At 54.2% G+C, this 12967-nt stretch carries 10 protein-coding genes; 8 read left to right on the top strand and 2 right to left on the bottom strand.

Annotated elements, in window-relative coordinates; genetic code table 11:
- Window positions 1–15 precede the first annotated feature (15 nt).
- Complete coding sequence (locus ACMYSK_RS22620) at window positions 16–792, bottom strand: siderophore-interacting protein (protein ID WP_434644281.1); 777 nt, start codon at window positions 790–792, stop codon at window positions 16–18.
- A 234-nt stretch (window positions 793–1026) separates the two neighbouring features.
- Between ACMYSK_RS22620 and ACMYSK_RS22615 the strand changes: the two genes are divergently transcribed.
- A complete protein-coding gene (locus ACMYSK_RS22615) occupies window positions 1027–1620 on the top strand; it encodes a PadR family transcriptional regulator (RefSeq protein ID WP_434638624.1) in 594 nt (197 codons plus the stop codon).
- A gap of 267 nt (window positions 1621–1887) precedes the next feature.
- A complete protein-coding gene (gene ygjG, locus ACMYSK_RS22610) occupies window positions 1888–3267 on the top strand; it encodes a putrescine aminotransferase (RefSeq protein WP_434638623.1) in 1380 nt (459 codons plus the stop codon).
- A gap of 88 nt (window positions 3268–3355) precedes the next feature.
- Here the strand turns inward: ygjG and ACMYSK_RS22605 are convergent, their stop codons facing one another.
- Window positions 3356–3688, bottom strand: coding sequence for a tRNA-binding protein (locus ACMYSK_RS22605; protein WP_065907099.1), 333 nt, complete (start codon window positions 3686–3688; stop codon window positions 3356–3358).
- A gap of 218 nt (window positions 3689–3906) precedes the next feature.
- Here ACMYSK_RS22605 and ebgR point away from each other — a divergent pair, with 218 nt between their 5' ends.
- From ebgR to ygjJ, 6 genes are all read left to right on the top strand, one after another.
- Window positions 3907–4890, top strand: a complete 984-nt coding sequence (gene ebgR, locus ACMYSK_RS22600; RefSeq protein ID WP_064359229.1) for a transcriptional regulator EbgR — start codon at window positions 3907–3909, stop codon at window positions 4888–4890.
- 241 nt (window positions 4891–5131) lie between these two features.
- A complete protein-coding gene (ebgA, locus tag ACMYSK_RS22595) occupies window positions 5132–8224 on the top strand; it encodes a beta-galactosidase subunit alpha (RefSeq protein ID WP_434638622.1) in 3093 nt (1030 codons plus the stop codon).
- Window positions 8221–8670 (top strand): beta-galactosidase subunit beta, encoded by a 450-nt coding sequence (locus ACMYSK_RS22590; RefSeq protein ID WP_064359231.1) that lies wholly within the window; start codon window positions 8221–8223, stop codon window positions 8668–8670. The genes ebgA and ACMYSK_RS22590 overlap by 4 nt, the downstream gene beginning before the upstream one ends.
- Window positions 8671–8764: 94 nt before the next feature.
- Complete coding sequence (locus ACMYSK_RS22585) at window positions 8765–10198, top strand: amino acid permease (protein ID WP_434638621.1); 1434 nt, start codon at window positions 8765–8767, stop codon at window positions 10196–10198.
- 224 nt (window positions 10199–10422) lie between these two features.
- Complete coding sequence (locus ACMYSK_RS22580; protein WP_434638620.1) at window positions 10423–11856, top strand: amino acid permease; 1434 nt, start codon at window positions 10423–10425, stop codon at window positions 11854–11856.
- A gap of 52 nt (window positions 11857–11908) precedes the next feature.
- Complete coding sequence (gene ygjJ, locus ACMYSK_RS22575) at window positions 11909–12967, top strand: protein YgjJ (RefSeq protein ID WP_434638619.1); 1059 nt, start codon at window positions 11909–11911, stop codon at window positions 12965–12967.

The following is a 12967-nucleotide window of genomic DNA, read 5'->3' as shown; positions in this document are numbered from 1 at the left end:
TGCCCGGGAATCACACTATTTAGTGTGCCAGTAGGCCTGGGAACGTACCAGCTGCGGGTCAATCTCGTCATTTTCAAAACGACCGAGCAGCGATTTCACCACTGCGCCTTCACCGGTCACCCAGATAAAGTAATCTTCCGCAGGCACGCTGACCTGAGCCAGACGTTCCGCCACGATGGGCGAATGATGGCCGACGATCCACTCAATATTAAAGCCCTGCAGATCCGCCAGATAATCTTTGTACGACTCCTCGCCGATCGTTACCAACGCCGTGACCTGCGGGCGCACCGGCAGACGGCTAAGGCCCAGAAGACGACGGCGTAGCGCAGGCATACCGGACTCGTCACAGACATACAGTTGCCAGGCATAATCTTCCGGCACCACCAGGGAGCCGCGCGGACCACCAATCACCAGCTTATCACCAACGTTTGCCGCCAGCGCCCAGCGGCTGGCGATACCGCCATCGTGGATGAAAAAGTCATACGCCAGCTCATGACGTTCAGCATCATACAGCGGCGTGTAGTCACGGGTTGCCGGGCGAACGCCCTCGCCCCAGTTAACGCCCTCTTCCGTCACCTGCGGCGGCGTAAACGCGGCGCCGGCTTCCGGGAAAAAGAGTTTGGTATGATCGTCAAACCCCTGGGAAACAAAACCGTCCAGCGCGTCACCACCCAGCACAATACGCTGGAATGCGGCGCCGACGCGCTCAACGCGCAGTACGGTTAACTCACGGAAACGCAGCTCGTTACGAACGCGTTGCGGGTACTGAGGTTCTTTCGTTTTTATCATCATCATTCGCCTTCGTGAACTTTATAGATATATCTAAACTTTACCCAAATGATAATGATTGCCATTAAAAAAGAATGCAAGTTTTTTTTGATATAGCCATGATAAAAAGCAATAAAGTCCACACATGAAAATTAAATCGCTATAAATCATATAGATATAAAAATATTACGATTCATCCTTGCTAAGTATTATTTTTTAGATATAGATTAGATATATCAAAACATACAGGAGCAAACTATGCGACATCATCATGAAGACGGTCGTGGGCCACGTGGGCACCACGGTGAACACGGCGAACGCGGGGAGCATGGCCGTCGAGGCGGCGAACATGGCGAACACGGCCGCAGGGGCGGCGGTGGCGGCGGACGCCGTCAGCGTTTCTTTGGCCACGGCGAATTGCGTCTGGTTATCCTCGATATCCTCACCCGCAATGCCAGCCACGGCTACGAGCTGATTAAAGAGATAGAGAATCTGACTCAGGGCAACTACAGTCCAAGCCCGGGCGTTATCTATCCAACTCTTGATCTCCTTCAGGATCAGGGCCTTATCAGCGTAGAAGAGGAAAATGGCCGCAAAAAAATCGCCATTACTGAAGAAGGGAGCCTTCTGCACGCCGAGAATCTGGAACATCTTGGCCATATCCAGGAACGTTTACAGGCGCGAATGGTCGGCTGTGAGCTGCGCAAAAACCCGCAAATGAAGCGGGCACTGGAGAACTTTAAAGCCGTACTGGATTTAAAAGTTAACCAGCAGTCCATCAGCGAAGCCCAGCTGAAACAGATCGTCGCCGTCATTGACCGGGCGGCGATGGAGATTTCCCAGCTCGATTAATCTCTCCGGGGCGATATCTTAGCCCCCTTTGTGCCCTCATATTGGGCAATCTGCACCGCCGCGAAGCACGCGGCGGAATGCTTCCCACCAGGTCATGTTTCCCGTTCAGGAGTAAAACATGCCAAAAATATCGCCGTGAGATTAAATTTCGCGCAAATGCGCTTTCGCGCTGCGTTTATCCCGATTTTCAGCTCCCGTGCCGAAGTGGCGTAATCCCTGCAATACTTACTTCAGTATCATGTGATACGCCCGTCCCAGGAGCTCACTTTGAACAGGTTACCTTCCAGCGCATCGGCTCTGGCCTGCAGCGCACACGCACTGAATCTCATTGAGAAGCGAACGCTTGATCATGAGGAGATGAAAGCACTTAACCAGGAGGTCAGGGAATACTTTAAAGAGCATGTGAATCCCGGGTTTTTAGAGTACCGAAAATCGGTCACCGCTGGCGGGGATTACGGAGCCGTAGAGTGGCAAGCGGGAGGGTTAAATACGCTTGTCGACACTCAGGGACAAGAGTTTGTTGATTGTCTGGGTGGCTTTGGAATTTTTAATGTAGGGCACCGTAATCCAGTTGTGATTTCCGCCGTCGAGCATCAGCTCGCTAAACAACCTCTTCATAGTCAGGAACTGCTTGACCCGCTGCGGGCCATGCTGGCGAAAACGCTGGCCGCGTTAACGCCCGGCAAGCTGAAATACAGCTTCTTCTGTAATAGCGGCACGGAATCGGTCGAAGCGGCGCTGAAGCTCGCCAAAGCCTATCAGTCACCGCGTGGTAAATTTACCTTCGTCGCGACCAGCGGCGCTTTCCATGGTAAATCCCTGGGCGCACTTTCTGCCACCGCCAAGTCGACCTTCCGTAAACCGTTTATGCCGCTGCTGCCGGGGTTCCGCCACGTACCGTTTGGCGATATCAACGCCATGCGCACGCTGCTGAGCGAGTGCAAGAAAACCGGTGATGACGTCGCGGCGGTGATCCTCGAGCCGATACAGGGCGAAGGGGGGGTGATCCTGCCGCCGCAGGGCTACCTGCCCGCGGTGCGCAAGCTGTGCGATGAGTTTGGCGCACTGCTGATCCTCGACGAAGTGCAAACCGGCATGGGGCGCACCGGCAAAATGTTTGCCTGCGAGCACGAGAACGTCCAGCCGGACATTCTGTGCCTTGCTAAAGCACTCGGCGGCGGCGTTATGCCCATTGGTGCGACGATTGCTACCGAAGAGGTGTTCTCGGTGCTGTTCGACAATCCGTTTCTGCATACCACCACCTTCGGCGGTAACCCGCTGGCCTGTGCCGCAGCGCTGGCAACGATCAACGTCCTGCTGACGCAGAACCTGCCGGCCCAGGCGGAACAGAAAGGTGAACTGCTGCTAAACGGCTTCCGTCAGCTTTCCAACGAGTATCCGGATCTGGTGAATGAAGTACGCGGTAAAGGAATGTTGATGGCGATTGAGTTCGTGGATAACGAAATCGGCTATAACTTTGCCAGCGAGATGTTCCGCCAGCGGGTTCTGGTGGCCGGAACGTTAAATAATGCCAAAACCATTCGCATCGAACCGCCGCTGACGCTGACGCTCGATCAGTGCGAGCAGGTGCTCAGCGCGGCGCGTCAGGCGCTGGCTGCACTGCGGGTTGCCGTAGAAGAGGCCTGATGCTCTCTACTCTGCGCTGTCCTCTCCCCATCGGGGAGAGGCGCTTTTCCTGCGGTATCGCCGATATCCTCACGCAGAGAAACGAAGCTTAAACCACCCGTACGCCAGGTGGCATCAGACGCTCCGGCGTCAGCAACACGCTTTCGCTGCCATCCTCAGTCTCTGCGCACAGCAGCATGCACTCCGACGTTTCACCCCGCATTTTGGCCTTCGCCAGATTGCACAGCACCACCACCGTTTTTCCCAACAGCTCCTGTTCGCTGTAGTAAGGCACCAGGCTTGTCACCGTTTGCAAGATACGCTCGCCAATATCAATCTTCGCGATATACAGCTTATCGGCATTCTCATGCCGTTTAACCTCAACAATCTTCCCGGTACGCATTTCCAGTCTGGCAAAATCATCGTAAGCAACAGTATCCATCGTTTACCTCCAGTAAAATTTTAGTAAAATATAGCAAGTTTAATGATTTGTTCAGCATCCCGCTGACAGGAATGTTACTTCCGTCACTCTTTATGGCGGAAAAAAGACCCCGTTCGCTGCGAATAAAACCAGCAATATTTACTGAAAACAGATGCAGGAACCCAAGCTTGCTTTACAATGGGCGGGCGCAGATGGGGCAACGTCAGATAAGGAATAAGATGGCAACACTCAAAGATATCGCAACCGAAGCGGGTGTCTCACTGGCGACGGTTTCACGGGTATTAAACGACGATCCGACCCTGAACGTGAAAGAAGAGACCAAGCACCGTATCCTGGAGATTGCGGAGAAGCTGGAATATAAAAGCAGCAGTTCGCGTAAGGCGCAGGTTCATGCCGTGGGCCATCACCATATTCTGGCGCTCTACAGCTACCAGCAGGATCTAGAGATTAACGATCCTTACTATCTGGCAATCCGCCACGGGATTGAAACCCAGTGCGAAAAACTGGGGATCGAGCTGACCAACTGCTACCTCAACAGTGCGCTACCCGAACTGAAAAAAGCCACCGGCGTACTGATCGTCGGCAAGCCTTCCCGCGCCATTCGCGAAGCCGCCACCGCGCTGACCGACAATATCTGCTTTATCGATTTTCATGAGCCAGACAGCAGTTACGATGCGGTGGATATCGATCTGGTGCGCATCGCCAAAGAGGTGATCGACTTCTTTATCGCCCAGGGGGCTTCACGCATTGGCTTTATCGGTGGCCAGGATGAACCCGGCAAAGCCGATATCCGCGAAATGGCATTCGTTGAGTACGGACAGCTAAAAGGCGTGGTCTCACAGGGTGATATCTGGCGCGGCGGTTTCTCCAGCTCGTCGGGCTATGAGCTGGCGAAAACCATGCTGGCTCAGGAAGACTACCCGATGGCGCTATTTGTCGCCTCGGACTCGATTGCCATCGGCGTCCTGCGCGCCATTCACGAACGCGGCCTGTCGATACCTGAAGATATCTCGTTAATCAGCGTGAATGATATTCCGACCGCGCGTTTCACCTTCCCGCCGCTGTCGACCGTGCGCATCCACTCAGAAATGATGGGAAGCCAGGGGGTGAACCTGCTGTACGAAAAAGCCCGCGATGGCCGGGCATTACCGCTGAACGTCTTTGTCCCCAGCGTCCTGAAGCTGCGCGGCACCACCCGATAACACCCTCTTCGCGCGAAACTTCCCCGACGGCACCAGGCCGGCCGGGGAGACTTCCTCTACGTCCATCCCGGCGTAAATGCGGTAAAATTCCGCTCCCCGGTATTTTCTGATTTGCACGTTCGTCCCCCTCTGACAGCGCTCATTTTGTGATCGAGTTAAAGTAAATCATCCCTGCCCATTTTATTTAGTAAAAGTTTTACTAAAATAGCCGTATTACATCAGATCCGTACAGGGAGGCGATATGAATCGCTGGGAAAATCTTCAACTGACTCATGAAAACAGGCTGCCGCCGCGAGCGTATTTCTTCTCTTACGATACGCTGGCGCAGGCGCGCACCTTTGTCCGCGAAACCAGCAGCCGCTTTTTATCGCTTAGCGGGCAATGGAACTTCCGCTTCTTCACGCACCCGCTGCTGGTTCCGGAGGCGTTCACCCGCGAATATATCGCGGGCTGGGGTCCGATCACCGTGCCGGGAATGTGGCAGATGGAAGGCCACGGGCAGCTTCAGTATACCGATGAAGGTTTTCCCTTCCCGATTGACGTGCCGTACGTACCAACTGACAACCCAACCGGCGCCTATCAGCGCATCTTCACCCTCGGCGACGGCTGGCAGGGTAAGCAGACCCTGATTAAGTTCGACGGCGTCGAGACCTACTTCGAAGTCTACGTCAACGGCCAGTATATTGGCTTCAGCAAAGGCAGCCGTCTGACCGCCGAGTTTGATATCAGCGCGGCGGTGAAAACCGGTGATAACCTGCTGTGCGTGCGGGTAATGCAGTGGGCAGACTCCACCTATATTGAAGACCAGGATATGTGGTGGATGGCGGGGATCTTCCGCGATGTCTACCTGGTGGGTAAAAATCCACTTCACGTGCAGGACTTTACCGTACGTACTGATTTTAATGACGATTACCGCGACGCCACCCTCTCCTGCCAGCTGGTGCTGGAAAACCTGAGCGGCCAGCCTGCCGATGTCAGCGTGGAATATACTCTGTTTGATGGCGACAGCGCGCTGTATCAGGGTACCACCGGTCGCCTGACGGTCGGGCAATCGCTGGAGAGCGGTTTCACCATTGATGTCACCGCTCCGCAGCAGTGGTCGGCGGAAAATCCCTGGCTCTATCATCTGGTGATGACGGTGAAAAACGCCGCCGGTGAAGTGCTCGAAATCATCCCGCAGCGCGTCGGCTTTCGCGACATTAAGGTGCGCAATGGCCTGTTCTACATCAACAACCATTACGTGATGCTCCATGGCGTCAACCGTCACGACAACGACCATCTGAAAGGCCGCGCCGTCGGGATGGATCGCGTCGAAAAAGATCTGCTGTTGATGAAGCAGCACAATATCAACTCGGTGCGCACCGCCCACTATCCAAACGATCCGCGCTTTTATGAGCTGTGCGATATTTACGGCCTGTTTGTGATGGCGGAAACCGACGTGGAGTCCCATGGTTTCGCCAACGTCGGCAACCTGAGCCGCATTACCGATGACCCAGGCTGGGAGCACGTATACGTTGAGCGCATCGTGCGGCACGTACACGCGCAGAAAAACCACCCGTCAATCATCATCTGGTCTCTGGGGAATGAATCCGGCTACGGCTGTAACATTCGCGCGATGTATCACGCCACCAAAGCGCTGGATGATACCCGCCTGGTGCACTACGAAGAGGACCGCGACGCTGAAGTCGTCGATATCATCTCGACCATGTATACCCGCGTACCGCTGATGAATGAGTTCGGCGAGCACCCGCACGAGAAGCCGCGCATTATCTGCGAATATGCCCACGCCATGGGTAACGGCCCGGGCGGGCTGACCGAATACCAGAACGTTTTTTACCAGCACGACAGCATTCAGGGCCACTACGTGTGGGAGTGGTGCGATCACGGTATTCAGGCCACCGATGAGAACGGTGCAGTATGGTACAAATTCGGCGGCGACTATGGCGACTACCCGAACAACTATAACTTCTGCCTCGACGGCCTGATCTTCTCCGATCAAACCCCTGGACCGGGTTTAAGGGAGTACAAGCAGGTTATTGCGCCGGTCAAGGTGCAGGCGACGGATATCCATCGCGGCGAACTGCGCATCGAGAACAAACTGTGGTTCTCCACCCTCGACGATTACACCCTGCGCATTGAAGTGCGCGCCGAAGGGGAAACGCTGTCGACTCAGACGATAAAAGTTCGCGATCTGCCGCCGAACAGCGGTCGTGATATCACGATTGCGCTGCCCGAACTGGATGCGCGTGAAACATTCGTCAACGTCATCGTCACCAAAGATTCCCGGACCTTGTATAGCGAAGCCAACCACGATATTGCCGTGTATCAGTTCCCGCTAAAGGCGCAGACAGCGGCAAAAACGACGCTCGCCAATGCCAGCGCAACGCCGCTGCAGATTGCTGACGAACGTCTGAGCTACACCCTGACCGGGCATAATTTCCGCGTCGAATTCTCTAAACTCAGCGGCAAACTGACCCGCTGGCTGGTTAATGGCTGCGAGCAGGTGACCCGTGAGCCGAAGATTAACTTCTTCAAGCCGATGATTGATAACCATAAACAGGAATATGAGGGGCTGTGGCAGCCGAACCATCTGCACATCATGCAGGAGCATCTGCGGGAGTTCAGCGTTGAACAGCAGGGCGAGACCGTTATCATCACTACGCGGACGATTATCGCGCCGCCGGTTTTTGATTTCGGGATGCGCTGTACCTATCGCTGGCAGATCACGCCACAGGGCCATATCAACGTTGAACTGCAGGGCGAGCGCTACGGCGACTACCCGCATATCGTTCCGTGCGTCGGCTTTATGATGGGGATTAACGGTCAGTTTGAGCAGGTCAATTATTACGGTCGCGGGCCAGGAGAGAACTACGCCGATAGCCAGCAGAGCAATATTATCGATGTCTGGCGTACCAGCGTTGACGACATGTTTGAGAACTACCCGTTCCCACAGAATAACGGCAACCGTCAGCACGTACGCTGGGCGTCATTTACCAACCGCCACGGCAGCGGTTTGCTGGTGGTTCCGCGTGCGCCGTTGAACGTCAGCGCCTGGCACTACACGGCAGAAAATCTGCACGCAGCCCAGCACTGCAACGAACTCCAGCGCAGCGACGACATCACGCTGAACATCGACGCCCGGTTGCTCGGCCTTGGCTCCAACTCCTGGGGCAGCGAAGTTCTGGATAGCTGGCGCGTCTGGCTCACCCCCTTCAACTATGGCTTTACGCTGCTGCCGCTGGAAGGCGGATGCGGCTCCTCGCAGGTGCTGGCGAACCATGACTTCGGCGCCGGTTTCTTTTCCCCCGTTTCACACAGCGAGGCTGAAAAATGAGAATTCTTGATAATTTAGAACAATTTAAGCAGATCTATCACAGCGGACGTAAATGGCAGCGCTGCGTGGAAGCCATTAATAACATCGAAAACATTCGCCCTGGCGTGGCCCATTCGATCGGGGACTCACTCTCCTATCGCGTGGAAAATGACAGCACCACCGATGCGCTGTTTGCCGGCCATCGCCGCTACTTCGAGGTGCATTACTACCTGCAGGGACAGCAAAAGATCGAGTTTGCCGCGAAAGCACAGCTGCAAACCGTAGCCTGCTACCGGGATGAGACGGATCGCGAATACCTGAAAGGCCTCGGTGAGACCGTCCAGGTGCATGAAGGACAGATGGTGATTTGTGATAACGATGAGGCCTACCGTTTTATCAGCGAAACGCCGGTCAAAAAAGTGGTGCTCAAAGTAACGATTGAAGACGGCTATTTCCTGAATAAGTAGTGCAGTCCTCAGCAATACCCAAGGTCAGCGGGATACCCGCTGACCTGACCGTTTCCAGCCCAGAATACGGGCTACATGATTTCCCGGAGGACTTATGTCCGAATCAGTTCGCGCCAAAATAGGCAAATTCGCCCTGCTGTCGATGGCCTTCACCGCCGTGTTTAACGTGCGGAACATCGTCAATAACAACATTGAGCTAGGGTTGAGTTCCGCCCCGATCTTCCTGTTTGCCACGGTGGTCTATTTCATCCCCTTTGTCTTTATCATCGCCGAATTTGTCTCGGCCAATAAGCATTCCGAATCGGGCATGTATGCCTGGCTGAAACAGCCGTTAGGGTCACGGGCGGCCTATCTCGGCTCGTTCCTGTACTGGTTCGTGAACCTGTTCTTTTTCATTTCGCTACTGCCCAACGTCGTGGCCTATGCCTCATACGCCGTGATGGGGTACGCCATTCCCTTCTCCCCAATGGTCACCTCAATGATCTCCATCGTGCTGTTCGCCATGGCAACCCACATCTCGACGAAAGGGGCGACGTGGCTGGGGAGAATTTCCGAGTGCGTGGCCTACGGCGTCTTCGCGCTGTTTGCTATCTACGTCGTCGGCGCCTTTACCGCATTAAGTTCTGGCCACGTCCCGGCACAGCCGATTACGCTCTCCGCCATGGAGCCGACCATCAACTGGGCCACGCTGGGCATCATGTGCTGGATTTTCCAGGCCGCAGGCGGCGCAGAAACCGTGGCAGCCTATCTGAACGATACCAAGGGTGGCCAGAAATCGTTTATCAAAGTCATTATCTCCGCTGGCGTATTGATTGGCGGCATGTATGCGCTGGGCTCGCTGCTGGTCAACGTGTTCGTCGCACGTGAAGATTTGACCTACGCCGGTGGGATGGTGGAAATCTTTACCGGACTGGGAGCTTACTTCCATATTCCTGAGCTGCTGATGGGCCGCTTTGTCGGGGTTATTTTGTTTATCGCCATCTTCGGTAGCATGATGATGTGGACCGCGGCACCGGTAAAAATCCACTTCTCTGAAATTCCGGCCGGCATCTACGGCGAGAAAACCACCGAACTGAATGCGCATGGCGTACCGGTACGCGCCGCATGGTGGCAGTTCCTGTTCGTCTTCCTGATGCTTATCGTTAACGGCTTCGGCTCCGCCAGCGTGCAGCAGATGATGAATACGGCCATTAATCTGACCGCCGGCACTGCAATGCTGCCGCCGCTGTTTATTATGGTGGCCTACTTTGTTCTACGCTGGAAACACGATGATACCCCGCGCGACTTCCGCATGGGCTCGCGCAAGGTCGGCATGGGCATCGTCTCTATGCTGATTGTTATCTTTGTGGTCAGCATGACGGCTTCCGCCTTCCCGGCGGGTGTCGACCTGGTTAACGCCTTCTTTATCAACGTCTTTATGACCGCCGTCTTCTCAGGCCTTGCCTGGTGGTGGATCACCCGCTTTGAGAAAAAACAGCAGCAGCGCCAGAAAGCGTCGGCTGCGACGGCACCGGGTATCTCCAGATAACGTGTCGCGTTCTCCCGCCAGCGCTTGTCCCGCTGGCGGGATTTTTTCTACCTGTCATTACGTCACGCTCAGCTTTTTCGTGATCGAGTTAAAGCAACCGGGTTTTATTTCTGTTATTTACTAAAACTTTTACTAAAATTAACTTCACTACTTAACTACCTCTGTCTTACAAACAACACAACCCCCTTCGGCATCCTCTGAAGGACAATGTGTGGAGATGTGTTATGTCTGATACCAAACGTAATACCATCGGTAAGTTCGGCCTGCTGTCGCTGACCTTCGCCGCCGTTTACAGTTTTAATAACGTTATCAATAACAATATCGAATTAGGACTGGCATCGGCGCCGATGTTTTTCCTCGCCACCTTGTTCTACTTCATCCCGTTTTGCCTGATCATTGCGGAATTCGTGTCGCTGAATAAAACCTCCGAAGCGGGGGTCTATGCCTGGGTCAAAAGCTCGCTGGGCGGCCGTTGGGCGTTTATTACCGCCTATACCTACTGGTTCGTGAACCTGTTCTTTTTTACTTCCCTGCTGCCACGCGTTATTGCCTACGCCTCGTACGCCTTTTTAGGCTACGAGTACATTCTGACCCCTGTGGCAACAACGGTGCTAAGCATGGCGCTGTTCGCCTTCTCCACCTGGGTTTCTACCAACGGCGCGAAAATGCTGGGGCCGATAACGTCCGTAACCTCATCATTGATGCTGCTGCTGACGCTCTCCTATATTTTACTGGCGGGAACCGCGCTGGTCGGCGGCGTACAGCCGGCGGACCCGATTACCGTCGAAGCGATGATCCCGAATTTTAACTGGGCGTTCCTTGGGATAACCACCTGGATCTTTATGGCGGCCGGCGGGGCAGAGTCTGTTGCGGTCTACGTAAATGACGTCAAAGGCGGTTCGAAATCCTTTGTCAAAGTGATAATCCTTGCCGGGATTGTGATTGGCGTACTGTATTCTGTCTCTTCAGTACTGATTAACGTTTTCGTCAGCAGCAAAGAGCTGAAATTTACCGGCGGTTCAGTGCAGGTGTTCCACGGCCTGGCAGCGTACTTTGGCCTGCCTGAAATCATGATGAACCGCTTCGTCGGCCTCGTCTCCTTTACCGCCATGTTCGGCTCGCTGCTGATGTGGACCGCGACGCCGGTGAAGATCTTCTTCTCCGAAATCCCCGAAGGCATTTTCGGCAAGAAGACCGTTGAGCTGAACAAAAATGGCGTACCGGCTCGCGCAGCATGGATTCAGTTCCTGATTGTCATCCCGTTAATGATTATTCCGATGCTGGGTTCCAACACCGTTCAGGAATTAATGAATACCATCATTAATATGACCGCTGCCGCCTCCATGCTGCCACCGCTGTTTATTATGCTGGCGTACCTTAACCTGCGCCGTAAACTGGATCACCTGCCGCGCGATTTCAAAATGGGCTCACGAACGACCGGTATCGTGGTCGTCTCAATGCTGATTGTTATTTTCACTATCGGCTTTATCGCCTCTACCTTCCCGACCGGCGGCAATATCATGACGATTATTTTCTATAACGTCGGTGGAATCGTCATTTTCCTTGGATTTGCATGGTGGAAATACAGCAAATACGTCAAAGGATTAACCCAGAAAGAGCGGGAAACGGAAGCTGCGCCAGCCTCAAATATGTCTTAAGGCACCTAAAAATCATTCTAAAAATATAAACAACAATACCTCTGAAAACGTTATGAAAAATAATAATTCGCTGTACGGGGCACTCGCTGCCCTCGCTTTTTGCTGCCCGGCTATTGCCGCTGAAATCGCCCATCCGGCGGAGCATGATGATACAAAAACGCCAGAAATGACCTCTCCGTCATTCCGTTTTTATGGCGAGATGGGCCTCGGCGGATATATGGATTTAGAAGGTGAAAATAAACATAAGTATAGCGACGGGACCTATATTGAAGGGGGTCTGGAAATAAAGCACGGCCACTGGTTCGGTTTAATTTACGGCGAAGGCTGGACGGTACAGGCGGACAGCCAGGGCAACGCCTGGGAGCCCGGCCACAGCTGGGGCGGGTTTGAAGGCGGGATAAACCGGTTTTATGGCGGCTATAAAACTGATGACAGCACCGAAATCATGCTCAGCCTGCGCCAGGACTCGTCGCTGGATGACCTACAGTGGTGGGCCGATTTTACGCCGGACCTGGGGTACGTTATCCCCAATACCCGCGACATCATGTACGCCCTCAAGGTGCAAAACCTGGCCGGAGAATTGCGCTACAGCATCACCGCTACGCCGGCCGGACATCATGACGAGAGCAAAGCCTGGCTGCACTTTGGCAAATATGACCGCTACGACGATAAATATACCTATCCGGCAATGGTCAACGGCTATATCCAGTACGACCTGACCAAAGAGGTCACCTGGATGAACGGCCTGGAAGTGACCGACGGCACCGGGCAGCTATTTTTAACCGGTATTCTCTCACCCAACCTCGCCGCCCGCGCCTGGCACCATACCGGCCGCGCTAAAGGCCTGAACGTCCCCGGAAGCGAAACCGGGTTTATGGCCAGCGCAATGTATGAAGCATTAAAAGGCTTTTACCTTTCAACCGCATACAGCTACGCCAGACACCGCCCGGATCGTGCCGCCGAAGAGACCACCTCGTTTATGCAATTCGGTATCTGGTACGAATATGGCGGCGGCCGTTTTGCTACCGCCGCCGACAGCCGTTTTTATCTGAAAAATGCTTCTGGCGATCCGGCCGATCAGGTCTTCCTGATGCAATATTTCTACTGGTAA

The sequence above is a fragment of the Klebsiella sp. I138 genome, from assembly GCF_051131765.1.
GTDB lineage: Bacteria > Pseudomonadota > Gammaproteobacteria > Enterobacterales > Enterobacteriaceae > Klebsiella.
The sequence above is the reverse complement of the archived record's forward strand: the minus strand, read 5'-3'. Positions and strand labels throughout refer to the sequence as shown.